We start from the raw sequence: 25,757 nt of genomic DNA, 5'->3' as shown, positions 1-25,757 counted from the left end.
GGCTCATTGAGTTCCAATGACAACCCTCATTTACCTCAAGTATGTGCAAAAGAAGAGGGCTATCGAGCCCCCTTCTTTGATTGCTACATTTTTTGCGGATTGACTGTCGATGGACGAAGTACCGGTTTACTGTAGCTTTGATTATTGTCGGTAGTGCTAATCTTGCTGTCTCCATTAACGGTGATTTGAACCTTTGTTGCTAAGCCAGTATTCTCGGTTAAGGATAATACGACCGATTTCAGCGCCTCAGCTGGAGCTTTTTTATCAGGTCCCAATACTTTGTCGGAAAAATCAACGGTAATTACATCGTCAGCCTTTTTTACCTGCTTGAGCTCAGCGCCTGGCGTCATAACACCTGCAAGACCTTTTTTACTGTCCGGTCCTGCTATCAGCTGCTCAACCACGGCTTGTGCGATATTATCCGTTCGTTTGACAAGACGGGTTACCGGGACATAATACTTATAGTTGTCTTGGTTCTGACCAAGGAAATAGAGCGTTACCGGAGTGGACTGACCATATTCCACATCCTCCGGTTTTTCAAGGTTAATCCCCATTGACCTAGTTAACGGCTCATCCATCGGCGTTCCGCCTTCGGGCATTTCCTTCAGTTCTTTCCCTTCTACGCGAATCTGTACCTTTTCAACGGATGGGAAGCCCGTTAAAGTCCAGGTGATAGCTTCTAATATTTTACGCTCGTCTTGTACATTGTAATTCGTAAATGCATTGGAAAAATCGACGATAGCGAGCTTCTGATCTTTAACAATATCGATGCCTTTAACCTGTGTTCCTTTCGAAATAAGCGGGGTAAATCCGGCAGGCAGCTGGGTTGCGGAGCGTCCGCCATCCACCATAGCCTCCAACGCCTTCTTGGCTACTTCTACCGACTTCTCCACGTTCAGAGAAACAGGCGCTACCAGTCCGTTCCCGTCCTTAGCATATACGGTTACAGGCATAGGGTTTTGAATGACCGGCGCTGTAACTGGCTTGGCCGTCGTAGCGCTGGCATCGGCTCCGGTAGGCGGAGGATCGATCGACTGTGAATGTTCCTTCGTTCCCAAAACCGAGCAGCCCGAGGTGAGCAGCACTACAATGCTTCCTACTGCCGCCCACTGTGTCCATTTGTACTGTTTCATGGATGATTCCTCCTTGGAAATAAGGGTTGTTTGTCCTTGTCTCTTTAATCCCACTATACGAGGAGTAGACAAGTTTTATGACAACAATTTGTCCTAATTCAAGGAACAATAGCATTAGTGAATGATGCATCTCTATGTGCTAAAATAGTACTTATCAGCCATGGTATAACTAAGCCCTAGTTCGGATAAGGATCTCCCCATTTAAGAGGTGATGTCGATGGATATCGGCTGCATGGTGAATGAAACGGTTTTTAAATATTTAGCGGAACAAAACAACGAATGGATCCAGTTAATACAGCTCGATGGAGCCACAGCTTATATGTCTCCGGCATTCCACAAGCTGCTAGGCGTCCATCCCCTTAAACTTCCAAGCTTCCGATTCGATCAATACATAAGCGACATGGATAAGGCTGCATTCGGACAAGCTTTTTATCGGCTCGTTCGGGAGCATATCCCTTTTATCCTGGAGTACCGCTACCTCCTTCCCGATGGAACTTATGTTTGGGTGGAAGGCAAGGCGTGCATGCTTTATGAAGATGGACAGCCCGTTCTTGTCGGAATTATCGCCAGAGACATCCATAAATACAAGGTTATGGAGAAAGAATTGACCCAATTGGCATACTACGACGTGTTGACAGGTCTGCCGAACCGCCGCTTGTTTCAAGATCGATATACGCAAAGCTTATTGCATGCCAAGAGGTATAAGAGTCAGCTAACTGTGCTCTACATGGATCTCGATGATTTCAAATCCATTAATGATCAATATGGGCATGCCGTTGGAGACGAGCTCTTGTGTAAAGTTGCCTCCCGACTGGCTCATTGCGTCCGCGATCCCGATACGATTTGCAGGTTAGGAGGTGATGAATTCGTTATTCTGCTTCAGCAGTGCGCGACCAAACAAGATATCGCCAATATAGCTAATCGTATCCACCAAGCTATCAACCAACGGTTCTATATTCAGCAGCATGAAATATTTATTACATGCAGCATGGGCGCAGCTATGTTCCCTCAGGACGGCTTCGACGAGAGCACCTTGCTCCACCGCGCAGATGCAGCCATGTATCAAGCGAAACAACAAGGCAAAAACTACTTTCAGTTTTAACCCTAACTTTTAAGTGCCAAAGGAGGACTCCAAACATGCCATATAATCTCGACTCGCAAAAAGTTGCCGCCGCTGCCAAGGAATGGTTAACGAAGCGCGGAGTTAGTTTGAAGGATATCGCGGAATTGACGTTTTTCCTGCAAAAGGAGTACTTCCCTTGTTTGACCATAGACCAGTGTATAGAGAGTGTAGAGCGAGTCATAGAGAAACGTGAAGTTCAGAACGCTATACTGACAGGCATTCAGTTGGACGTACTGGCAGAAGAAGGCAAGCTGTTCGGGCCTCTCCAGGAAATGATAGAGAACGATGAGGGACTATACGGCTGTGACGAGGTGCTTGCCCTATCGATTGTCAATGTGTATGGAAGTATTGGATTTACGAATTTCGGCTATGTAGACAAGTTAAAGCCTGGCATTCTAAAAATGCTGAATGATAAAAATGGACCTCATAAGCATACGTTCCTAGATGACATTGTTGGAGCAATCGCTGCCGCTGCAAGCAGCAGGATCGCTCACCGCAAACAAGCCGAGAAAGAAGCACAGCAATACCGTAACGATTGCGAAGAAGAGCAATAATAGCTAAGGCAGACCTAAGCCGAGTCGTAATCCGACCTCCCTTAGGCCTGCCTTATTGAATTCCAAAATCTATACATTCAATCGCACATCTATGTGAACCTCTGCCCGTGAAAATGCGGAACGCCATCGATCCGTCGTCCAAACACCCCTATATTGCGAGCGAATAACTTGACCTATATCTAAAGGATCGATGTGTTGATCTTGGAGCTGCCGGATTACTCTTGCAAGCTGCTGTTCCAACACTCCTTCGGCCGCGGCTTTGCTCTTCGCATCCATACTTTGGTTCCCGTCCATGGATACTGTGACTACCGCCTTTATAGAGGGAGATTTCAGATCGCCATTCCCACTCCATTGTGTACGACAATTTACAATTGTTGTGCTCCCGTTAGCTCCCTCCATTGGCAAGCCACTTATCCTTTTGTGCCCGTCGATGCAGGATAGCAGTTGTATATCCTCTTGATTCAAAACTACTGATGGCTTATCGCCACGCATCACAGCGGTCTGGATGACCATTTTTCCCGATGAACCGGAAGAAAGTACAAATGGGACAAACCTATCTCGAAGTCTGTTTTCCCGATAACGATGAAAGGAATTCAACTCGGCGTCAGCACGCCGCAATTCAGGCATCCATTGCTCCAATGTTGAGGATTGTGCTAGCAAAGCTTCCGCCGTTCCATTCACTAAAGCAATGATCGGCTGCTTATTCGATTGGCTCAGCTCTTGAGAGAGCCTTCTTCCGCCGAGCGGCAATCCGTTGCGGGCAACGAACGCCTCTCCAAGCAGCACCACTTGCTTCTCCTCCGTCACAGCAAAAGGCTGAACTCCTTGAAGCCCGCTTATTTTCATTACTCCTTGATCTGTAATATCAATGGCCAACACCGGTGAGAGCATATCCTCTGCCGTCATTGTAGTGACCTTCTCCATTTGCCGATCAGCTGTACAGCCGGACAGCAGTAAACCTGCAGCCCAAAAAATAAGCCAAACTTTATTCATTGCCAACATGTGGAGTTCCTCCTTGATCAGTTGAATCGATCAGCACGGCACGCGTCCCGATTCATGAAGCGCATGATTCGATTATTGAAACCACCAATTGACTCCAATCAACAAAAGGCCCAAAATAACGTTGATCCACCCAAGCAGTCTAGCCGTCTTAGACTCACTGATCCACGATTCCATTTCATACCCTTTGACATCGATAAACAAGATGAAGAGGCCTGTAATTAACAATAGAGGGACAGCATAAGTTAGATAGCTTGAATAGGCTCCAATCATTTGCAATCCCCCTCGAACACTCTAAATTTCGCCGTATGCCCTATTATCTGGCCTTCATTCCGACTCTTCTTATTTTGGTTAAAACTTCGATATCTACAACAATATCCTTGTACATCTGCTGCCATTTTTCTCTGGTTTTAACATGCTCATTCCAAAATTTGGGCTCTTTAGCTCGTACATACTCTCCAAAGCCGAAAATATCGGAACCGCTTTTTTGCGTTTTTTTGACTAATCCGTCCATGACTTTATGGAAGGATTTCCGGTTCTCTTCCTCAATTTTTTTTAATATGGCGGAATTATTCGTAATTAGCCCCTCGTTCAGCTTCTCTTCGAGATTGATTTCTGTGAAAACAGATACATGAACGTGTGGGATACCGTCTACAATATTGACCTTGATCTTGGATTTGCGGTTGGTCGCAAAAACGGTCACCGTCTTCGAGGGCTTATTGTCCAACCGAATAAAAGCACGATATCCTGCCGGATTCATGCCCTTGATCCCCATATAAGCTGCAATTTCAAACGGCTCAGTCACTTCTTCCAATTTGTCGTTTTTAAAATAAGCCAAGCCTTTCAGCTCCACATTCTCTGCTTTCATCAATTCAATATAGGGCAAAAAAGCTTCTTGCCCTTTTTTGGATCCATTGCTCCAGAAAATTCCAACAAAATCAGTAGGAAATTTCCCTTGTTTTACCGCTCCATCTAAGGTAGACAACAAATACAATGACGGAACACGCTCCAGCTTCGGTGCTGCCCTCATCAGTTCCTCTGCATTCCCTTTGGAAACCATCATCCAAGCTGTCCGGCGCACCTCCGTGTTGCGGCGGAAATAATCGTTCAGATTCTGCAATCCTGTTCTAGCAAAAGAATCGGAAACTACAATAATGCGCAAATGCCCGAAGAATAGCTTGGCAGAAAGCTGCTGCTGCAAGTTCATGATCGCATCATCAATAGTATGACCCACCACATCAATCACCCAAACGGTCTCTTCAGCACCACCCTTTCCCCCTGCCCCCGACTCCCCTGGTCCAAGCGGAATTTTACCCGGCAAAGCAATTTGCGCAGCAACCCGAATCATTCCTTTCTCCGGCGCAGGAAACTTACCTCGCATATGAGAAACCTGTGCTTCTTCCTGCGAGGCGCTCTCATCGGCCGCATCAACAGATATCCCCAATACGATGGCTCGATCTTCAATCTCCAAACGATCCCAGCAGGCAGTGAGAAAGGGGACAAGAAAAAGCAGGACCAGAGACAGCTTAACCGTTCTTATCCATTGAACCGTCTTCAACCTGATCCCCTCTCTTCTTGCGGATGAGAGCTACAATGAGCAGCAATCCAGGATAGACAATCGTAACCAAGAGGCCGATTCGGCTAATATCTTGGATGATTTCGTACATTTGCAAAATATTTTCAGGCAGCATCGCTAGGATGAAAACAAACGGCAGCAGGAAATAAGAAAACATATTATGATCGCGCAGCCGGAATAAGTTGCTTAAAGAACGAATTGTCAGATAGTAGCTTGAAAACAAGGTTGTAAATACCGCCGTTACCCATACGGCCAAAAATGCCGCATCCAGCCGTTCCAAAATATTGGCTGGCAATGAAGTTGTCTTTGCCAGCTCCAAGGTCGGCCAAAGAAGCAGCTTGGTCTCCTCAGCGCCGAATACTCCTATCGTCGCCACTACAATCGTGATGTACAGCACGCCGGATATGATCATAGCCCATATACTGGATTTCATGGCCAACTTGGCGCGGCGCATGGACGGTATGACGATTGTCATAATAAAGGAGCCTTGGAATAAAGCTGCAACAGTAAAAATACTAGAAACAACTTTACCAGTAAGATTACCGTAAATAGGCTGAAGATTGATCGCATCCGCATTTTTCAAGGATAGCGCAACGATCAAAAGGGCTGGAATAAGCAGGATAGGAAAATAGAAGTTGTGAATATAGGCAAAGGTTCTCATGTCATGGCGTGTAGAAATCGCTGCAAGCAGGAGCATGACAAGAACCGTCACTTCCAAGGGGGTTCGTTTCAAAACGGCCGTGATGACCACCTCGCCGAATTCACGAGCAGTCAGTGAAGTTAGTATGGCAAAGAAAACAATGATCAAGGCACTTCCCAGGGCAGCTGGCCATTTCCCTATAATGTCCTTGCTGTATTCCACAATAGATTGGTTCGGGAAACGAATTCCGAGAAGTGTAATGAGCCATAATCCCAAAAAAGCGACTATGGCCCCCAGCAAAGTGACCATAGGAGCCCCGGAGCCAGCTTCGCGAACGGCGAACAAGGGCAAGGGAAGAATTCCCACCCCAATGATCGTGCTCACTAGAATCGTCGTCGCTTGTATCATCGTGATCTGACGATAGAACATAGGTCATCGCTCCTTCTTTTTAGCATGCACTGGGTCCAATACGTTCTCGTTGGTTTGCTTAAGTTCATCAATCACACCTGGAGCTGTCCTTGTATCATCTATCGTTTGCAGCATCGATGGTCTATTCTTAAACCACCAAAGTGGGCTTCGGAACAATAAATCCTTCATTCCGTTAAAGTTGCCCGGCACTAACGGGCTCAAGTAAGGAACTCCGAACGATTTCAATGATAGAAGATGATTCGCAATAAGAATCAAGCCGATCATGATTCCGTACAATCCGAATAGCCCAGCCATAATGATGAGAGGAAAGCGCAGCAGTCGCAAAGCCAGAGCAGCATTATAGGCAGGAGTAGCAAAAGAACCGATCGTTGTCAAAGCGATAATGACGACGGTAATAGGACTTGAGAATCCAGCAGAAACCGCCGCTTGTCCAATGACTAGCACTCCTACAATAGATAAAGCTCCACCTACCTGCTGTGGCAGCCGGATGGTTGCTTCCCTCAGCACCTCCATGGAGATTTCAATGATTAACACTTCGACGATAGCCGGAAACGGAACACCTGAACGCCCCCCGGCTACCGCCACCGCGAATTCGGTTGGAATCAGCTCGGGATTAAAAGAAATGACCGCTACATATAAGGATGGAAAAATTAAAGAAAGTACTAGAGCGACCAGCCTTGCCATACGGATTGAGCTCATCAGAAGAAATCGTTCATTGTAATCCTCTACCGTTTGATACAGTTGGCTGAAGACGGTCGGCACTACCAGAGCCAAAGGGGAACCGTCGACAAGTATTGCTACTCTGCCTTCCAGAAGATTAGAGACGACTTTATCCGGCCTTTCCGTATACTGGACTTGTGGAAAAGGGGAAAGGTGATTGTCCTCGATATACTGCTCCAATACCCCTGAATCAAGAACAGAGCTGGTATCGATCTTGGACAGCCTTTTCTTCACTTCCTGCAACAGCTCTGGATTCGTAATCCCATCCATGAAGCAAACGGCGACCTTGGATCTCGTTCTTTTCCCGATCTCCATCGTGTGCATTCGAAAATCAGGCGATTGTAGCCGGTAGCGAATAAGAGCGATGTTCGTGCCCAAGAGCTCGATGAAGCCTTCCCGAGGTCCGCGAATGACCATTTCTGTGGCTGGCTGATCGATGGATCTTTTATCAATATTTCGTGTCCCGATTAATAAGGCTTCGTCCAGTCCATCGACTACAACGACCGTTTCCCCCCGTACCAATCCGTCCACTAATTTATACAGATTGCTTTCCAGCTTTCCTTCGCTATGATACATGGCATCGTTAATCAAAACGTCCTTAAGCTGATTTAATTCGATCGATTTATTCTCCAGATGGACCGGTACATACATCAACGGCTTCAAAATATCCGTGTTCACCGTATTTTGGTTTATCATATTGGAAAAATATAGCATTACCGCTTTATAATGACCGAACACATGAAAACGTCGAACTAAAAAATCATCATTCTCACCCAAAATACTATTAATATACCGAAGCGCATCCTCCATATTGCCGTTAATGGATGCCTTCTGCTTCTTATCCTCAGCCGGTTCCTGGGAAGCAGTCCCTTGAGCCGTGTGATGATTTGCTTGCTTATTGGGCTTGAACCACTTTAATATGGACACAGTCTCGCCTCCTTACAGCTCTTGTTGTTCGTCTTAAAATAGAAGACGGAAGTATAGAAACAATTATTTCCACTTCAATCAGGGTACAAACATCGACATTTTTCGTACTGCATAGAACACATGCTTCAAGCTTCGTTGGTATGTGCAACCGCACAAAAAAAGCACCCTCACCTGTATCCAGGTAAGAATGCTCTTATACACTGTAATTCTTAGCTAACCTTTATTATTTAGATTGAAAAAGGATCCTTCCATCCTTCTCGGACCGCAGTACCCGCTCTGACTGATTCAAATAAATCAAATGCGCTAAAGTCTCGGATAATGCAAATCGCAGCTGATGCAGCGACAAACGATCACCGAAGGTCGCTTTGCAGACTTGGTATGCCGTCAACGGGACTTCCAATTGACTGCGCATCTGCTCGAGACGGTGCTCATGATGCTTGATCAGCTCCTCCGTACGTTTAGTCCAGGTCTGGAATGGCTCACGATGACCGGGATAAGCCCAGTCTACCTCGTATCGAAGCATATGCTCCAAGCTTTGTATAAAGCTGGCAAGCGGATTCTCATCAATACCGGGCAAATAACTGACGTTCGGGGATATTTGCGGGAGCACGTGGTCACCGCAAATCATTGCTTTGGTGTCTGCATGGTAAAAGCAAACATGCCCTAAAGCATGACCTGGTGTATGCACCGTTTCATACGTCATATCTCCAAGACGAAAGGGCTCGCCCATTGAAATGAAAGTCACCTCTGGTTGAGGAGAAACCATCTCAATGAAGGTATCCAGATTCTCCTTCATTGGCTCAAGCATCTCCTGAGGCATTCCATTGCCGGCAAACAAAGAGAGCAGAGTCTCGGTCATAGGCTGGCCATCCCCCCAAAGCAACCGGACCTGGTCATAACCTACAGAAGATATGCACACCGGAGCTCCCGAGCGCTCCTGAAACCAGCCTGCAAGTCCGTAGTGATCCGGATGATGGTGGGTAAGAACGATTTGTTCGATATCTCGATAATCTATCTTCAGCTCCAGCATCACGGACTCCCAGCATTGAACAGCTGCTTCCGTATGTAAACCCGGATCTATTAGTGTATAGCCGTCATTTCCGCGAATCAGATAACTGTTTACCCAACGCAGAGGAAAAGGAAGCGGCACCTTCACTTGGATGTACGTATCGTTGTGTGTCGTGTATAAGCTCATCTAAGCGTCCCTACCCTTTTCTATGCCCGACGAATATCATTCTTTTGGATTCGTTACGGTCATAATCCGCCGCGTTGTAATCTCCGTAAACATGGGTTACTTCCAAACCGGAACGTTCGAGCATTTCCTGGAATGGTTCGAGTCCATAGAGCTTAACCTGCTCCAAATAAGTTCTTTCCTCGCCTCCGGGGTCTTTCACAACGATTGTTTTTCTTACAAAACCATCTTCAATTTTTCGAGTCTCCTCGATGGTAAGGCTGCCTTCCTTGCGGGAAGAGAACGGCACCAAATGCTGTTTAACGAAATCCGGATTCATAAAATCGATAATAAATTTCCCTTTTCCCTCAGGTGCAAGCAGTCGGTACATCTCCCGCAGCACTCTTTCATTTTCTTCATCATGCTCGAAATATCCGAACGAAGTAAACAAATTCACGACCGCATCAAAAGGCTCTGTCAACGGCACATCCCGCATATCCCCCTGCAGGAAACGCACTTCTTTGTTTACATTCAGCTTATTTGCTTCCATCAATAAAACCCCGGACAGATCGACTCCCGTCACCGTATAGCCAAAATCCCGCAGCGCCATAGAATGACGCCCCATCCCACAGCAAAGATCGAGTACTTTGGCCCCCTTGGACAGCTGGAGCCATTCGATCATCCGTTTAACCTCGTTGTATGCTCCCTCCAAGTCACGGTGCTTGTATACTAATAAATAATCGTCGCCGAAGCTTTTTCGATACCAATCTGACATGTTGTTCTCCTGTCTCCTTCCACTTGCTTAAAGCCATTGCGGTAATCCCTGGAATGTCATCAATCCGAACCGCATTATTCCTATTTTACCAAACTTGATGAGGATGTCACAATCCGGTTTGTTCCCAGTTAAGGAAAAGCCGCCGCCCAAAGAGCATCTCCTATGGTTAAGCCCTTTCAACTGGTGTATAATTTATGCTTATAGAAAGTCATGGTCTATTTCGGTTTGTTGGAGGTTAGCGATGAGCTTGTTACCTATTCAGGAAAGGATCGGCAGCCGCAAGCATAAAGAGATTTACGAACGAATCCGCAGGCAGGGCACCGTTTCCAAAATTGAGCTGCTGGAGCAAAGCCAAATGACGGGCAGCACACTAACCCGCACTTTAGAGGAATTGACAGTACATGGCTGGCTGCTTGAAGCCGGATTCGGAGAATCGACAGGCGGGCGTCGTCCAATTTTATATGAAACCAATCCCCAAGCTGCCTACGTATTTGGTCTGGACATCTCACGGATGAATTCCAAGCTGATTCTTTGCGATTTGCATATGAACAAGCTAAGCGTTCAGAGCTGGGTCATGGATGAGACCATGACCCCTTCCCGCCTTCTCACGGAAATCTCTGACGCAGCGGCTCGTATGATGCTTGACCATAGCATTTCAGCCGATCATGTGCTCGGTATGGGGATTGGAGCGGTCGGTCCACTCGATCGGTCATCGGGAATGATTCTGGAGCCCTTATACTTCTCCGCACCTGGATGGCGCAACGTGGAAGTATGCGGTTATTTGCAGCAGCGTTTAGGGTTTCCCGTACTGCTGGATAACGGGGCAAACACAGCCATTATGGGGGAATCATGGTCAGACCGCAATCGTGACTACCGGCATCTGCTGTATGTCCATGTAGGGGTCGGTATACGTTCGGCCATGATGTCAAATGGCAAAGTCGTTTATGGGGCAGTCGATATGGAAGGCTCCATCGGTCAGATGATCATCCAAACCGACGGTCCACGCATCGATGACCACGGCAACTACGGCAGTCTGCAGTCCTTTGCCTCCATTCATGCATTGGAGCAGCAGGCTCAGTCAAGGTTAAAGCAAGGAAGGGAGAGCTCTCTGCGCTTGAAGGAGAACGATCCGGAGAAAATTCATTTTCTTCATCTGCTGCATGGGCTTAAAGAGCATGATCCGCTAACAGTGGAAATCTTCTCTCAAGCCGCTACCTATTTCGGGATCGGCTTGTCTAACCTGATCAATATTTTGCATCCAGAGAAAGTGATTCTTGGCGGCTCTCTCATTAGCAGTGACCCCAGCTTCTTTCAAATAGCAACCCGTGTTGCTATCCGTAATACGTACTATTATCCAGCTTATCAAGTGGTTTTCAGCCTTGGCCATTTGGGTGAAGAAGCGCTCGTTACCGGCGCTGCCATTATGGTTATTAATCAACTGACGGAACAGTAAAAAACTCTAAGCGTATGCTTTCGATGCTAGTTTTTGCTTCACAAAAACTTTTAGGAGGACAACCCAATGACCGAAACATCCAAGCCATCCTGCTGCTCCACAAGCCGATCCGAATTGGAGACAACCAAGCAAACAATTTCCTTGGATAGCTTGAAGAATAAAGCTGGAAAAGAAGATAGTCTCACATCGAACAGCAATCCGCGAGAAGGCATGATCTATTTAGCCGGCGGTACATTTCTCATGGGAACGGATGACCAAGAAGGATTCCCTCAAGATGGAGAAGGTCCTGTTCGCTCTGTAACTGTTGCACCATTCTATGTTGACCCCTACACCGTCACCAACGCTGAATTTGCACGGTTTGTCGAGGAAACCGGATACAAGACCGAAGCCGAAACGTTCGGCTGGTCGTTCGTGTTCCACTTGTTCGTCTCCGAACAAACGGCAGCTAATGTGAAGCATGTCGTACAGCGCACCCCTTGGTGGTGGAACGTCGAAGGGGCATATTGGGCCCATCCGGAAGGACCGGATTCATCCGTTGAGGACCGCATGGACCACCCAGTCATTCATGTTTCTTGGAACGACGCTCAAGCCTATTGCCGTTGGGCAGGCAAACGACTGCTGACCGAAGCCGAATGGGAATATGCGGCAAGAGGCGGTCTGGAGCAAAAACGGTATCCATGGGGAGACCTTCTCAAGCCTGGAACGGAGCATATGTGCAACATTTGGCAAGGTAAATTCCCTGACAAAAACAATATGAGCGACGGCTATGCCGGTACAGCCCCGGTACGTTCCTTCGAACCGAACGGGTATGGTTTGTACAATGTGGCAGGAAACGTATGGGAATGGTGCTCGGATTGGTTCAGCCCGACATGGCATCTTACCGGGACTCAAAACAACCCGCTTGGTCCGGAAAAAGGGACATCCCGTGTCATGCGCGGGGGCTCGTATTTATGCCATAAGTCGTATTGCAATCGGTATCGTGTGGCAGCACGCAGCTCCAATACACCAGATAGCTCGGCTGGAAATATGGGCTTCCGCTGTGCGGCTGACGCCAAATAGATCCGACTCCTTCCATCGTGCACAAAAAAATCCGTGAAGAAACGGTTTATGTTTCTTCACGGATTTCTCATTTAATTCACTCTACTACGCAGTAGATGCTTCATCCCCAGCATCGACAGGTTCTCCGTGCAGCTCACGGAACAGCTGTACTAGCTTACCGTGCTTACGAAGAGACTTCTCATGGATCAGATTCAGCTTACCGTTATCCAAGGTCCCGAAACGTTCAATTAACTGTTCATTCTCATGGGACCAGTCGAAACCTTCAAATATACTGAGACAGGACGTCCAATTTTTCGTATACTTCCCATCAGCAAACAGATGCCCATGTGCATACAAAGCAATACTTTCCTGCATCGCACGACTCGCCGAGGTGTGTTGCGGCAAGCCTGGCTGTTCCGGCATTAACGGCAGCAAGGTGCTGAAGTATTGGTGAAGGATTTCAATATACGCGGACGGGTCCTGACGTATTTTGCGAGCCATTTCGTAAGACGGCTGCATTTTACCTGTAAACAGCATCGTTGCTGTAGAATACAGCCAGCTGAACGAGGTGAAATTTTTATTATACGATGTCAGGTTCGCCCGGCGTTCAACGCCCGCACCTTTAAGGAACACGTTATGGTCAACGACCTGTTGAATGACGAGATTAAGCGGATCGATACTGTCGAACGAGTGACCCAGCTCTTTACTAACCAGCTGAACCTTGGAGTTGATATCGCCGAACAGCTGCTTCTCTTCTTCTTCACTCAAGCCGATATAAATTTGTACGGCAAGCTCGCTTTCCACCAATTCCAGACGGCGGCGTTCAATTTGCTCCACGAGCCCTTCCATTTGTTCTAGCTCCTGTTTTACTTCTTCGCTATCAGGCAAGCGGCGCTGCTTGATTTTCAGTGCGGCGGCCTTCTTCTCATGGCTGCGTACTTCTTTGAGCAGCTGCTCGTTTACATAGCCAAGTGCAAGAATCCGGTGTTGGCCATCCAGAATGCTCAGCTTTGATCCAGGGCGAAGGAATAAACCTTTGTCCGTTTTGGCCAGTGAGCTTACTTCACGCAAGGATAGTGTAACAGGTCCGAAAAATACGCGGTCCAATTCCCGCTCTTGCAAATAATTGGAAATTTTGCGGCGTTGGCCTGCGCTCAGCTTACGTTGAACCATTGGATCGATTGTCGTGTAATTTAACAAATCCTGCACTTGAATAGGTACAGTAGCCAGCCCGAATTTTTCGCAAAACGGGTGAATCGTCATTTTAAGGCAAAGTCCATCCATTAGCCGACGTCCTCCTTATCGCGAATCAAGAACACGTGATGCTCCTGATAGAAATCTTTAATGTATTGGTAAGCTTTCATGATACGCGAACGTCTAGGCAGCCGATCTTTCTCGTCCCCTACGTAGATCGCATTCCAATCGATGTGCGGCAATATTTTCATGGTATATTCCAACGCATATTTGTTGAAAGTTCCCGTTTTGGTTACTTCGTCATGGAAGAAGAGCGCCATGGCAATTTGCAGATTTTCTGTCCAGCACAGCTCACCCTTCTCAGGCTCTGGCAAATAGCGCAGCATGACATCAAAGTAATAGGAAGCAAGCTTCAAATGCTCCTCGATGTCACTATCCTCAAAGTAATAGCCGTTATTGCGGGCTGCCGATTTCAGACGACCCTCAAACAGGCCGCAAAGTATCTCAACCAGCAAGTGGTACGAGAATAGAAATTCCGGACCTTTCCCCCGCTCCGTGAACATATCGACGGAAATTTGTTTCATAGCAGGCGCTTGAGCTGCAATATGCGACGCCAATACATGGTAAAATCTCCGCTGCTCACGCAATACGGCGAGGTTGCCACCGATCTTGCGAGGAAGCTTGTTGATGTCGGAGAACAGCTGGCGTTCCTGACGCGCATTAATATCCAGATAAATCATCGTGGACATCGGGAAGGTGTACAGCTTGCTCAGCTTATCTGTTATTTCTTCCATTCGATCGTATTCTCTACGATCTTTGGCGCGAGCCATGTTGCTTTGCAGCGTTTCCATAATCCGGCGGAATGCAGCCAGACGATGCTGCCCGTCTACGACATACAGCTTCTCAATCGCCTGCAGTCGATATACTTGCTGATCTGCATCATATTCTCCCGCACCTCTTGCCGAAAGAATAATGCCCGGAAAATAAATGCCCTGCTGATGATCCAAGTACAGCATGATGTAGTCCATCAGCTTGGATAAATTTTGCGGAACAATGGCGCGCTGCACTTCCAAATCCACTTCATAAATGGAAAACAGCTTGCTCATTGGCAGCGTTGTGGACAATGTCGTTTGCCCGAACGTTCTGGAAACTACGCCAGGAATCTCGATGTAAGATGATGCTTTTTGCTCCGCCAGAAGCTCCGACAGAGATGAAATGGGATCCATTCGTTCTTCCTCCTTCAATAGGCTTATTGCTATAGATATATATTACTATAATAGGTTCATATAGTTCCATTATACACCGAAATATCATGAAACATTCAGTATTTAGGTAGAATCTTACTCATTTACTAAAAGTTATTCGCGATTAACGCCCGATATTCTGATACAAGCCTCTTGACTTATTGGAAAACGCGAAAAAAGCTTACCGGATTGGTAAGCTCTGATTGATGAGAAACCCTTGATGCTTCAGATTTATACTTAATGCTCCGGTAGGGTACCCCTTTCTGCCCACTGTTGTTATTGCTCCTCCAGGGGATACCCCACCTCCCATCATCAATCACTCTCGACTCTCGCCACGATCCATGGAATCCGCTAAAAAGTCGACAAGATGGACGGCCTTCATCTGATCCCCAAGTCCCGCCCGCTCGATGCCCCACTTCATTTGAAGCAGGCAGCCGGGGTTAGCGGTGATGATATACTGTGCGTTCGTACATTCTACGTGCTCCATCTTGGAATCCAGCACATCCGCTGACATTTGCGGCTGTGTCAAATTGTAGATACCCGCCGAGCCGCAGCACCGGTCCGCTCCCGTCATTTCATTCAATCGGACACCCGGGACCGATTGCAACAGGGTGCGGGGCTGCTGCTGCACCCGCATGACATTGCGCAGGTGGCACGAATCCTGATACGTGACCACCCTAGAAGTATCCTGCCCCGCGGACTGAAGCGGCAGCGGAAGCCCCTCATCGACGAGCAGCTCGGCGATGTCCTTGACCTGGCGGGCAAACTCGCCCGCCATCGTGGAATACGACTCCTCTGCTGCAAGCAGGTGGTCGTATTCCTTCAGGCTCGCGCCGCAGCCGCCGGCGTTGCTCGCCACGTAGTCGACGCCCGCTTCGCGGAAGGCGTCGATGTTCTCGCGGGCGAGGCGGCGTGCCGACGCCGTCTCGCCCGCGTGGGCGTGCAGCGCTCCGCAGCAAGTTTGCGAGGTCGGTATGACGACCTCGAAGCCTGCCTCGCGGAGCAGCTTGATCGTGTTCACGTTCGTCGACGTGAACAGCACATCCATGATGCAGCCGCGGAAGAGACCGACGCGCGCGCGTTTGACACCACCGGCAGGGGGAATGACCAGCATGCGGCTATTGCCGCTGCTAGTCGTTTCCCAAGCTGCCGGGAGGCCAAGCTTCTCCCAGGCACGAATAACCCCATCGGAGGAGCCTTCCGGCAGAATGGACTCCATCTGCCTCATATGCTCCGGAAACAGGCGCATAACCCCGCTCTGCTGCGTCAGCTTCTGCAAGCCGGAGCGCTGATACAGCTTCAGCATCCCTCCAAGCATTCGCATCCGGTTATGATTGGGGAATAGCCGCTCCATGAAGAGCGTCCGTATCGCTTTGACATGCCACGGAAATTCCGCTTCCGCCGCAATGGACTCCCGTGCCTGCTCAATGAGCTGTCCATATTTCACATCCGACGGACAGGCAGGCTCACAAGCTCGGCAGCCCAGACATAAATCCATTTGCTCCTTGAACTGACGGTCAGGCTCCATGAAACCGTCGGACACGGCTTTCATCAAAGCAATGCGTCCTCTTGGAGAGGCGGCTTCGAGTCCCGTTTCGTTAAACGTCGGACAGGCCGTCTGGCAAAAACCGCAGCGCATACAGTTCGTCAGCTGGTTGGTGTCTAGAGTAAGCTTCAACCTTTCCGCGAGCTTATGCTGCTGCGAGGCTTGTTGTTCCGTCATCGCCATATCACACCTCCTCCTGACCGGACAGCTCCATAGATGGATCTTCAGGCTTCTCTATGCCCGCCTCTTGCTTGGCTCTATCCGGCTCACTTTCATGAGACGAATCTTTATAGACAATCCGCTTTCGTGTCTCAGCGAACAGCTTCCCTGGGTTCAGCAGCTGATCCGGGTCAAAGGCTTCCTTCAGCCGTTTCATGATGTCAATTCCGGAAGCGCCGACCTTCCATTCCAGATAAGGCGCCTTCACCATACCGACCCCATGCTCTCCGGTTATCGTGCCGCCCATTCGAATAGCCGCTTCGAATATTTCCTCAAATGCCTTCTCCACCCGATGAATTTCTTCCTTATCGCGCGCATCGGTCATTGCCGTAGGATGCAAATTCCCATCGCCCGCATGTCCGAAGGTACATATTTGCACATTATATTTCTCTGCAATGCGCTGCACCTCCAGTACCATCTCGGCAATTTTCGAACGGGGGACAGTCGCATCCTCAAGTATGGTTGTAGGTCGCAAACGCGATAGCGCTGCTAATGCGCTTCGCCGAGCCTCCATAACCTTGGCGCCTTCCTCAGCCGTAGAAGCTACTTTCACCTCGATAGCCCCTTCCTGCCGGCATATCGTCTCGATCAGCAACAGATCGCGCTCTACCAAGCTCTCATCCCCGTCCTGCTCGATAGCTAGTATTGCTTCCGCATCGACAGGCAGGCCAATGCGGGCGAAATCCTCCACGACACGGATCGTTGCACGGTCCATGAATTCCAAGGTGCATGGAGTAATCCGGTTGGCCACGATTTGCGATACCGACCTTGCTGCAGAAGACAAGTCACTATAGATAGCAACCATAGACCGACGAAATACCGGTTTAGGCACGAGCTTCACAGTCGCCTCAGTAATAATAGCCAGCGTTCCTCCAGATCCAACCAGCAGACGAGTTAAATCATAACCGGCCACATCCTTAACCAGCTTGCCTCCTGTACGAAGTATGTCCCCGTTGGCCAGCACGGCTTCTAAGCCAATGACATAGTCCTTGGTTGTCCCGTATTTCAATCCTCGCAAACCGCCAGCACCAAGTGCTATATTGCCCCCCATCGTACAAATGATCATGCTGCTTGGATCGGGAGGATAAAATAATCCTGTAGCCTCCACCGCAGTATGGAACTGCTTCGTATTCAGACCGGTTTGGAACGTAGCCGTCAAATTGTCCTGATCGATCTCAATCAATCGGTTCATTCTCGTCATAACCATAACGAGCCCACCTTGAATGGGTACGACGCCCCCGCAAAGATTACTGCCGGCTCCTCTGGCAATAACGGGGATTTTGTGCTGTGCGCATACTTTCATCGCAGCCGACACTTCCGCCGTAGTCGATGGAAAAATAACGCCATCCGGAAGCGATTGATATAACGGAGTTGCATCATAGCTGTAAGAAACAAGTGATTCGTTATCGTCCTTAAACCAACGTGGCCCCACAATGGCCTGCAATTGCTCTCGAGCGGATTGTTCTAGCATTGGGTGTAACCTCCCGCATTATTGTTTATTGTAAATAAATCATTTATAATTTTAATCAGGTCATCTGATGACTTTATTATAGAATCCGCTTTCATAGTGTGTCAATAATAATACTCGGAGTCCAATTGATTGTGGGTCCTCATTTCACTTATATTTCTAGCATGCCACCCTAGCCTCATGGTTTAATTCAAATCTTTATTTATTGACAAAGGATGTGCCTGAAGTGATCATTCAAAAAGCATATGAAGTCGTTGCGGATGCCATTAGAGAACAAATTATTCAGGGTGACTACCCTGTTGGTTCCCGTCTTCCATCCGTAGAACAGCTGGCCGTTAATTTCCGTGTAGGCCGTTCGACGATTCGAGAAGCGTTAATGTCGCTCAAAGCGCACGGCTGGGTTGACGTACGTCATGGAGGCGGCACCTTCGTGCTGCAAACCAGCTCTCCAGCTCCCTTGTGGCAAGCGCCCGAAATCAGCGACATTCATCAGCTGAGGGCTTGGCTTGAGCTTCGATTTATACTGGAGACGGAAAGCGCCGCACTCGCTGCAAATCGCCGTTCCGAACAGCATATCGCAGAGTTATTTAAAATATTAAGTGAAATGGCAGTTCTAGATGACGAGGAAGCGCTGGAGCAGGCAGATATTCGCTTGCATACCACTCTGGCCGATGCGTCTGGAAACCCCCTGCTCAAAGGAACCTTGGCCTCGTTGTTTTCTTCTATGGGAACCGTTATGCGGGATAGCCGCCGGCTTTGGTTATTTGCGGATCAAAGTGAAACGGGCAGGCTCTCGGAGGAGCATCATCTTATTGTAGCTGCCGTACAGGAGCGCGACGCGACTAAGGCCAAAGAACGAATGGCTATGCATCTCAAAAAAGTAGAACAAGTACTGGAGCGCTTCAATAACCTTTCCCGCTGACGGTTTGCGTTTGTCCTCCTTAGGGACTTCAGTGGGGCTTTTCGCCTATATTCTAAACTTTTTTGTTGACTAAATATAATAAATAAATAATAATATAAATTGTAGTTAGTTGATGAGCTGATACATATCCTAAATAACTTTTGGAGGTAAATCACAATGAAAGTAGTTGCTATTGTCGGAAGTATCCGTAAAGACTCCTATAATCGTAAGCTGGCGCAATATATCCAACAAAGGTATCAAGACAAATTTGAACTTGAAATTTTGAGTCTGCGTGATCTGCCTTTCTATGACCAAGATATCGAAAATGAACCTTCTGCCGCTGTAAAAGATTTTAAAGGCAAAGTTGCAGCTGCGGATGCCGTACTTTGGCTAGTTCCAGAATACAACGGCACTGTACCTGGCGTTATGGTCAATGCTATCGATTGGATGTCCCGCGTAGATAGAGTTCTGAACGGAAAACCGTCCTGGATTATGGGCGCATCGATGGGCGTGCTCGGAACCGTTAAGGCTCAAATGCATTTGCGTGATATTTTGTTCTCGCCTGGAGTAGGTTCCCCACTTCTTCCTGGTAACGAAGTATATGTTGGAGTCGTTCATGAGAAAATGGACGCTGAAGGCAACCTTACTCACGAGCCTACAGTGAAGTTTTTGGACACTGTCGTGAATAACTTCATCCAATGGTTCAATCAGCAGGCAAAAATCGCCGTTACTAAGTAATTCCTTCAGACGGTATACCGTTTCATTACAATAAACAAGACCGGCTCCAATCAAACCCTTTGATGGCTTGATGAAGCGGTCTCTTTTTTGCTCGATAAAAGTTCAATGCTTATTGAGCCGTATAGCCTCCGTCAACAAGCAAGCTCGTCCCGGTAATAAAAGAAGCATCCTCGCTTGCCAGGAAAAGCACTGCTTTCGCTACTTCTTCCGGTTTGCCTAAGCGTCCCATCGGATGAAGACTAACCAGGTGGTCATTCATCGCTTCATTTCGCCCTGAAATGAGCGGTGTATCAATATAACCCGGACATATAGCATTGACGCGGATGCGATCTTTGGCATAGGTTACACCTAACGTTTGGGTCAGAAGCTTCACTCCGCCCTTGGCAGACGAATAGGCGGTTACCCCTGCTTTTCCCGCGTGACTATGAATAGATCCACAATTGACAATCACTCCACCCGTACCTTGCGACAGCATTTGCCCAATTGAATATTTGTCGCACAGAAACACACCTGTTAAATTGATATCGATCGTTTTTTGCCAAGCCTCCAGACTCAACTCATGAGCAGGAGCATCCTTGGCAATTCCTGCATTGGCAAATAAGATGTCTAGCTTGCCGTATTGCTTGACCGTTTGGGAGACCATGTTCTTCACTTGCTCTTCATTCGTTACATCCGTTTTCACAAACAACGTCTCATGTCCCTGCTGATTCAGCTGATTCGAGAGCTCTTGGCCTCGATCCGCGAAGTCGGCAATGACGACCTTAGCTCCTTCATCAGCGAACAGGCGAACTGTCGTCTCACCGATTCCGCTGGCGCCGCCAGTCACTATTGCAACCTTATCTTTAAATCTCATACCTTGTCTAACCTCCTTTTCGTCCTTTACTTGGCAGTTGCCCCGCCGTCAATTACAAATTCAGCTCCGGTTACGTGCGTAGACTCGTCCGATGCGAGAAATAACACCATATGGGCAACATCCTCAACACTGCCAAGACGGCCGCTGGGAGAAATTTGCGCCAATTCCGATTTGGACGCCGAAGTCACCGAGGAAGCATATTCGACCATCCCCGTATCAATATAACCAGGGTGTATCGAATTGACTCTAACTTTTTGCGTTGCATATTCGATAGCCGCGTCCTTGGACATGATCCGTACAGCTCCCTTACTAGCTCCGTACAATGTATGTCCACTCGCACCATTGATCCCAGCTATGGAAGAAGCGTTAATAACCGAACCTCCCTGATTGGACGCCATAACAGGCATGACATGCTTCATTCCTAAGAATACGCCAGTCACGTTAATCGACATCAACCGGTTCCATTCTTCCAGTGTTATGTCCGCTAAAGGTTTAATAATATAAATACCGGCGTTGTTAAACAAAATGTCTATCTTCTGAAATGCGGACTGCGCTTCAGCTACAACTTTCTCCCACTGCTCCTCGTTGCTTACATCATGGGCAAAAGCGGCTGCTTGGCCTCCAGCATCGCGAATCGCTTGCGCCGTTGCTTCAGCACTGCTCTGATTAATATCCGTTACAACGACCTTGGCTCCTTCACGAGCAAAACGAAGAGCAGTCGTCTTGCCAATCCCAGTACCCGCTCCGGTAACAAGAGCTACTTTTCCATCCAGTCTCATTGCATAATCCTCCATGCTTAGATCACTTTCTAAACATGTATTATGTCTTTAAGTCTGGATTATATAGCCTATGTCATCTTAGAAATATTTTACTTTTGGTTGCGCATTCATACTAAGCCTGCTTTAGCGAATAACGGATCGAAGCCTTGCGGACAGCCTCCTGCTGTTCGTTCACCTGCATTTTGAAAAATGAATCATTTAGCAGTAGAGCTTCAACACATGCCAATGCGGCCTGTAGAGCCTTCGCTTCATTTTGCAATATATAAAAGCAGATCTGATAGCATCGTACTTCATACTCTTTGACGGCCTTTGCCCTTGTTTCCAGTTCTGTGCTCATCAACAGGCACCCCATCATTGCGCGGTTTCCCATACGCCGTCCGTCTTTAAGATGTCGCTCATGAATTCCGCTCCTTATTTGCTTGCTATGCATCTTATAGGCTATTATACAAATTACAATTTAAGGTACCCCTAAGGAAAGCTTAAAAATTTCTTAAGTTCCTGCTCCATAACGGTTCCGTCACAAAAAAGTGAAGTATTCAACAAATTGTGAACTCTTTATCTCATGGATTATGTTAAAATATTGAAGAAACTAGCTTGAGGTAACTAAACCTCCTGCACTTACTGCTTTACTATACATAAGGAGGAACACCATGCAGGCGGCTCTTGACTTTTACCTGAAATTAGCCGATGGGGTCATCATTACGGACGAGGATCACCGTATTGTGGAGGTTAACTCCAAATATGAGGAAGTAACGGGTTATACTCGTGAATATATGATTGGTCTTAGAGCCAACTTTTTAAGATCACGCCTAACTCCCCAAAAAACATATAAAAATATGCGCGAATCACTGCAAATGAATTTGGCATGGTCCGGCGTGTTTATTAACCGTAAGAAGAATAAGGATGTGTGGCACACGAACATTACGATCACCCCCATCATCCTGAACCAAAGGACGTATTATGTAGGAGTCGTTCGCGATCTAGACCAAATGCCGGAAGGCAGCTATTTGTCTGAAACCCGTAAAATCAAGCTGCAAAGTGAAATATTGAAGGTCTTGGCGATCTCCTGTGAGATCCGTGATCCGCATATCGAAGAGCATTTATCCCGTGTTCAGCAGGGAACAGAGAAACTGCTCACCTTTCATAATGAGCGATTGAAGCTCGGCTTGCCCGTTGAATATATTCAGCAAATCGTCAATGCGAGTATCATGCACGATATCGGTAAGTCCGGAATTCCTGAGGGAATCCTATACAAGCCTGGGAAACTGAATCACTACGAGCGATATATTATGGAGACCCATCCCCTGATCGGCCTCGAAATCGTCAATAAAATATCTCGCGAGCTTGAGGACGAAATCCTCCAAGAAGAGCTGCGTATTGCTGAGCATATCATCCAATATCATCATGAAAAATGGGATGGCAGCGGTTATCCGGCCAAGCTTAAGGGAGACGAAATCCCGTTTGAGGCTCAGGTTGTTTCCGTTGTGGACGTCTACGACGCATTAACGAGCCGCCGGGCATATAAGGATGCATGGAGTAAGGAAAATGCAATGGCTTATTTAATCGAACAAAAAGGAATTTCGTTCAACCCTGATCTCATCGACAGCTTTTTGATGATACTTTAGAAAATCAGCTTTATCCTTACACAAAAACGACCGTTTGCGTGAAAACCTTCACAGGTGCCATGCCGGTCGTTTTTCATTTATTTTTCTTCGGCCCATTTCTTCTCTCGTTTATAAATCTCATTGATTTCCTTAAGAATGGACTCAAGCCCCATCTTCTTCGCTTCGCCTATAAATTCATCATATTGATCTATTGGGGATTGTCCCATAATAATTTTTCTAATATATTCCAACGCAAGCTTTTCAAAATCGGCTGCCTTCGAACTTGCACGTACACTCTGAGGTATGTATAAAGTATTCGTATTCATTTCCATCTTAAAGCCTTCTACTGCCTTCAAATTTTGCTCCAATACAGGTATCGGAACTGGCAGCTTCAGAGGATGAACGCTGCACAAAATAGAGCCAGGATCATAATACTTATCCTCGCCTTTAATCAGCCATTGCAGTTGACTATTCTCCACTCTATAGGTCTGTCCTTCAATTCCGACCCGTGTATCCATTGTCCCTTCTGGCCCCAGCAAGTAATCCAGCACTTTTTTGGCTGCCACAGGATCTTGCGTTTTGGACAAAATAACATAATTACTGGAATAACCAGCACGCACAACATAATTGGAGCCATGTGGTCCTATTATTGGAGGGATCGACGTTATGTTCACATTAGGAAAGCTGGCTTTCATTTTATCATAGCGCGGCGAAATCATATCCGCTCCCATCATCCAAGCTCCGGTTTTTCCTGTAATGAACTTTTCTTCCGCTGTCTTTTTCTTTTCCAATACCCATTCTTTATCCAATACCCCGTCCGCATAGCCTCTTCGCAGCCATTGCAGCGCCTTCTTCATCTCCGTAGAAGAGAAATAAGCAGATTTGATCGTATCCTCTTTGCTATCCAAGTATAAGGCCAGCTTGCGTGGGGCCGCAGGCAAAAACATTCTCCATATCGCACCCGTACGGCTTAAATTCCCCTCCATCGTGAAACCCGTCGTATTTGCTTTGCCGTCACCATCCGGATCTTTTTTGGCGAATGCATACAACATTTTGTACAGCTCGTCAGGATTGGTTGGCGGTTTGATATTCAGCTTTTCCGCCCAGTCCACACGGTAATAAATCGATTCCGGAGCTTGAATCTGCTGTGGCAAAGAATATATTTTACCGTTGTAAGTAGAGTCAGCAAAATACTCTTTGGGCATCTTACTCCATACCGGAGAGCTTTTTACCAAATCATCAAGGGGCAGCAACACTCCGCTGTATGCGGCTTGTCTAGTCATTACATTGTTCATCCAAACAATATCCGGATTGCTACCGTTCATCAAAGCAGTGTTGAATTCATTGTCGTAATCATTTTTATCTACGTTTTGTATCTTAAGATCTACATTAAATTTATCTTTCACTTTCTCCTGTATCAGCTGCTGCTTTACCGGCGATAGCACATCGTTTCCGTACCACATCATAAGCATCGAAAGCGGCTTATTCACGTCGGTTGTTATCATTGAAGTCTCTTCGTTCATGCCACTGCAGCTCGTTAGTGCGGCAGCCAATCCAAACATACTAACAATCACGGTTGTAGTCGCTTTCTTCGCCATGATTTGTATTTTCCTCTCTAGGCTGTCGTCCTTTTAACTTCCAATGATCTCTAGAATCATTCAGAACCGGCAGTTGTATTTGTCGAATAATGTCACATCGCTTCCTATCCTTAATGTAAACGCCCTCAGCTTCATTTTCAACAGCCTAATGAGTCATATTTATTATTTTTTTGTGTTTTTTTCACATAAAAATCCATATCAGGAAAGCAAATTTCCATTATCTCCCTTTCTTTTGTATTGTACGATAGGTTTAAAAGGAGGCTAATCCCACATGGAACAATCCATTCACGTAACGCGGCAGTACGATAATGCAGAACCGTTGAGCATCCGCATTCAGACCCATTCCTTGTACACGGATAAAAAAATTAATTTGAACGACGAAGCTATTTCTTTGATGGAACTCGTTGGACAAGAAGCCGTGTTGGACGCAGGCTGCGGTACAGGCGGATTTTTGCGGCATTTATTGAACAAGGGGCATCAAGGTCGTCTCGTAGGGGTAGACCAATCAGCCGGTATGGTTGAACAAACGAAGTGCGAAGGCATTGAGGGCATTCTGGGGGATGTAAGAGAACTCCCTTTTACCGACAGTGAGTTTCAATGGGTTACGGCCAGACATATGCTGTATCATGTACCGGACATCCCTCAGGCTCTGCGCCAATTCGATAGAGTTCTCGCTCCCGGAGGACATATACTAGCCATTACTAATTCCAATAATTCATTACAGCTGATCAAAAGCTTGTACAACGATATGCTGCAAGCCTTCGGCTATCCTGTAATGATTTCGCCAGTTACTACGTTCTGTGTAGAAAATGCTATGGCCATTCTTGGAGAGGTCTTCGCTGAGGTCAAAAAAACGCTGCTCACGAATGCTCTTGTTTTCCGCGAAAGCGCTCCAATCGTCCGCTATATTTCATCAATGTTCAGCTATATGTCCATTCCTAACGATCCTCGGTTGTATGATGAATTGCTCTCTTGGTTGGAGGTCGAAGCAGAAAGAAGACTGCAGCAATATGGAGGTGTGTGGACAGATCCTAAGCAGGTGGGCATTTATCTAGCGTGCAATACATAAAAAAAC

General features: G+C 47.2%; 24 protein-coding genes. 8 read left to right on the top strand and 16 right to left on the bottom strand.

The features are described 5' to 3' along the window. Positions 1 to 83: 83 nt before the first annotated feature. Positions 84 to 1,133 carry a GerMN domain-containing protein gene (locus tag BP97_RS0102185; RefSeq protein ID WP_028547640.1) on the bottom strand — a complete coding sequence of 350 codons (1,050 nt, stop codon included), beginning with the start codon at positions 1,131 to 1,133 and terminating at the stop codon, positions 84 to 86. Positions 1,134 to 1,350: 217 nt separating this feature from the next. Here BP97_RS0102185 and BP97_RS34950 point away from each other — a divergent pair, with 217 nt between their 5' ends. Continuing rightward, positions 1,351 to 2,235, top strand: a complete 885-nt coding sequence (locus BP97_RS34950; protein ID WP_051620283.1) for a sensor domain-containing diguanylate cyclase — start codon at positions 1,351 to 1,353, stop codon at positions 2,233 to 2,235. A gap of 35 nt (positions 2,236 to 2,270) precedes the next feature. Beyond that, entirely contained in the window at positions 2,271 to 2,810 is a 540-nt protein-coding gene (locus tag BP97_RS34945) for a phosphatidylglycerophosphatase A family protein (RefSeq protein WP_036745319.1), read from the top strand. 69 nt (positions 2,811 to 2,879) lie between these two features. On the opposite strand, the gene BP97_RS0102170 is transcribed toward BP97_RS34945, so the two are convergent. The 7 genes from BP97_RS0102170 to BP97_RS0102140 all read right to left on the bottom strand — a co-directional run bounded on the left by BP97_RS0102170 (position 2,880) and on the right by BP97_RS0102140 (position 10,047). Next, positions 2,880 to 3,812, bottom strand: a complete 933-nt coding sequence (locus BP97_RS0102170) for a Ger(x)C family spore germination C-terminal domain-containing protein (protein WP_028547639.1) — start codon at positions 3,810 to 3,812, stop codon at positions 2,880 to 2,882. A gap of 72 nt (positions 3,813 to 3,884) precedes the next feature. Continuing rightward, positions 3,885 to 4,082, bottom strand: a complete 198-nt coding sequence (locus tag BP97_RS0102165; RefSeq protein ID WP_028547638.1) for a CLC_0170 family protein — start codon at positions 4,080 to 4,082, stop codon at positions 3,885 to 3,887. Between the two features lie 43 nt (positions 4,083 to 4,125). Beyond that, positions 4,126 to 5,367, bottom strand: coding sequence for a Ger(x)C family spore germination protein (locus BP97_RS0102160; protein WP_231506187.1), 1,242 nt, complete (start codon positions 5,365 to 5,367; stop codon positions 4,126 to 4,128). Continuing rightward, positions 5,336 to 6,454, bottom strand: a complete 1,119-nt coding sequence (locus BP97_RS0102155) for a GerAB/ArcD/ProY family transporter (RefSeq protein ID WP_028547636.1) — start codon at positions 6,452 to 6,454, stop codon at positions 5,336 to 5,338. Before BP97_RS0102155 ends, BP97_RS0102160 begins: the two co-directional genes overlap by 32 nt. Before the next feature lie 3 nt (positions 6,455 to 6,457). After that, positions 6,458 to 8,101: a spore germination protein gene (locus BP97_RS0102150; protein WP_028547635.1), complete on the bottom strand. Its 1,644-nt coding sequence runs from the start codon at positions 8,099 to 8,101 to the stop codon at positions 6,458 to 6,460. Positions 8,102 to 8,324: 223 nt separating this feature from the next. After that, on the bottom strand, positions 8,325 to 9,296 hold the full coding sequence (locus BP97_RS0102145) for an MBL fold metallo-hydrolase (protein WP_028547634.1): 972 nt from the start codon (positions 9,294 to 9,296) through the stop codon (positions 8,325 to 8,327). 10 nt (positions 9,297 to 9,306) lie between these two features. Next, on the bottom strand, positions 9,307 to 10,047 hold the full coding sequence (locus BP97_RS0102140; RefSeq protein ID WP_028547633.1) for a class I SAM-dependent methyltransferase: 741 nt from the start codon (positions 10,045 to 10,047) through the stop codon (positions 9,307 to 9,309). Between the two features lie 241 nt (positions 10,048 to 10,288). Between BP97_RS0102140 and BP97_RS0102130 the strand changes: the two genes are divergently transcribed. Further along, a complete protein-coding gene (locus tag BP97_RS0102130) occupies positions 10,289 to 11,500 on the top strand; it encodes an ROK family protein (protein ID WP_028547632.1) in 1,212 nt (403 codons plus the stop codon). Positions 11,501 to 11,566: 66 nt separating this feature from the next. Next, on the top strand, positions 11,567 to 12,559 hold the full coding sequence (locus BP97_RS0102125) for a formylglycine-generating enzyme family protein (RefSeq protein ID WP_028547631.1): 993 nt from the start codon (positions 11,567 to 11,569) through the stop codon (positions 12,557 to 12,559). A gap of 84 nt (positions 12,560 to 12,643) precedes the next feature. On the opposite strand, the gene BP97_RS0102120 is transcribed toward BP97_RS0102125, so the two are convergent. From BP97_RS0102120 to BP97_RS0102105, 4 genes are all read right to left on the bottom strand, one after another. Continuing rightward, positions 12,644 to 13,822 (bottom strand): DNA sulfur modification protein DndB, encoded by a 1,179-nt coding sequence (locus BP97_RS0102120; protein WP_028547630.1) that lies wholly within the window; start codon positions 13,820 to 13,822, stop codon positions 12,644 to 12,646. Next, complete coding sequence (locus BP97_RS0102115) at positions 13,822 to 14,958, bottom strand: DNA sulfur modification protein DndB (protein ID WP_028547629.1); 1,137 nt, start codon at positions 14,956 to 14,958, stop codon at positions 13,822 to 13,824. Before BP97_RS0102115 ends, BP97_RS0102120 begins: the two co-directional genes overlap by 1 nt. Before the next feature lie 334 nt (positions 14,959 to 15,292). Beyond that, complete coding sequence (locus BP97_RS0102110) at positions 15,293 to 16,705, bottom strand: (Fe-S)-binding protein (RefSeq protein ID WP_081823874.1); 1,413 nt, start codon at positions 16,703 to 16,705, stop codon at positions 15,293 to 15,295. Between the two features lies 1 nt (position 16,706). After that, positions 16,707 to 18,212, bottom strand: a complete 1,506-nt coding sequence (locus tag BP97_RS0102105) for an FAD-binding oxidoreductase (RefSeq protein WP_028547627.1) — start codon at positions 18,210 to 18,212, stop codon at positions 16,707 to 16,709. 223 nt (positions 18,213 to 18,435) lie between these two features. Between BP97_RS0102105 and BP97_RS0102100 the strand changes: the two genes are divergently transcribed. Together BP97_RS0102100 and BP97_RS0102095 are read left to right on the top strand one after the other, a co-directional pair. Further along, complete coding sequence (locus tag BP97_RS0102100; RefSeq protein ID WP_231506186.1) at positions 18,436 to 19,131, top strand: FadR/GntR family transcriptional regulator; 696 nt, start codon at positions 18,436 to 18,438, stop codon at positions 19,129 to 19,131. A gap of 156 nt (positions 19,132 to 19,287) precedes the next feature. Then, positions 19,288 to 19,848 carry an NADPH-dependent FMN reductase gene (locus BP97_RS0102095; RefSeq protein WP_028547625.1) on the top strand — a complete coding sequence of 187 codons (561 nt, stop codon included), beginning with the start codon at positions 19,288 to 19,290 and terminating at the stop codon, positions 19,846 to 19,848. A 109-nt stretch (positions 19,849 to 19,957) separates the two neighbouring features. On the opposite strand, the gene BP97_RS0102090 is transcribed toward BP97_RS0102095, so the two are convergent. The 3 genes from BP97_RS0102090 to BP97_RS0102080 all read right to left on the bottom strand — a co-directional run bounded on the left by BP97_RS0102090 (position 19,958) and on the right by BP97_RS0102080 (position 21,817). Then, positions 19,958 to 20,701: an SDR family NAD(P)-dependent oxidoreductase gene (locus BP97_RS0102090; RefSeq protein WP_028547624.1), complete on the bottom strand. Its 744-nt coding sequence runs from the start codon at positions 20,699 to 20,701 to the stop codon at positions 19,958 to 19,960. A gap of 26 nt (positions 20,702 to 20,727) precedes the next feature. After that, positions 20,728 to 21,480 (bottom strand): SDR family NAD(P)-dependent oxidoreductase, encoded by a 753-nt coding sequence (locus BP97_RS0102085; RefSeq protein ID WP_028547623.1) that lies wholly within the window; start codon positions 21,478 to 21,480, stop codon positions 20,728 to 20,730. A gap of 112 nt (positions 21,481 to 21,592) precedes the next feature. Next, on the bottom strand, positions 21,593 to 21,817 hold the full coding sequence (locus BP97_RS0102080) for a hypothetical protein (RefSeq protein WP_156043116.1): 225 nt from the start codon (positions 21,815 to 21,817) through the stop codon (positions 21,593 to 21,595). A 313-nt stretch (positions 21,818 to 22,130) separates the two neighbouring features. Here BP97_RS0102080 and BP97_RS0102075 point away from each other — a divergent pair, with 313 nt between their 5' ends. Then, entirely contained in the window at positions 22,131 to 23,105 is a 975-nt protein-coding gene (locus BP97_RS0102075; protein ID WP_028547621.1) for an HD domain-containing phosphohydrolase, read from the top strand. Positions 23,106 to 23,182: 77 nt separating this feature from the next. Here the strand turns inward: BP97_RS0102075 and BP97_RS0102070 are convergent, their stop codons facing one another. Then, positions 23,183 to 24,682 carry an extracellular solute-binding protein gene (locus tag BP97_RS0102070; RefSeq protein ID WP_028547620.1) on the bottom strand — a complete coding sequence of 500 codons (1,500 nt, stop codon included), beginning with the start codon at positions 24,680 to 24,682 and terminating at the stop codon, positions 23,183 to 23,185. 271 nt (positions 24,683 to 24,953) lie between these two features. Between BP97_RS0102070 and BP97_RS34940 the strand changes: the two genes are divergently transcribed. Next, complete coding sequence (locus BP97_RS34940) at positions 24,954 to 25,751, top strand: class I SAM-dependent methyltransferase (RefSeq protein WP_051620281.1); 798 nt, start codon at positions 24,954 to 24,956, stop codon at positions 25,749 to 25,751. The last annotated feature ends 6 nt before the right edge of the window (positions 25,752 to 25,757 follow it).

This window comes from Paenibacillus sp. UNC451MF (assembly GCF_000686845.1).
GTDB lineage: Bacteria > Bacillota > Bacilli > Paenibacillales > NBRC-103111 > Paenibacillus_S.
This window is presented reverse-complemented; position numbering and strand designations above follow the sequence as displayed.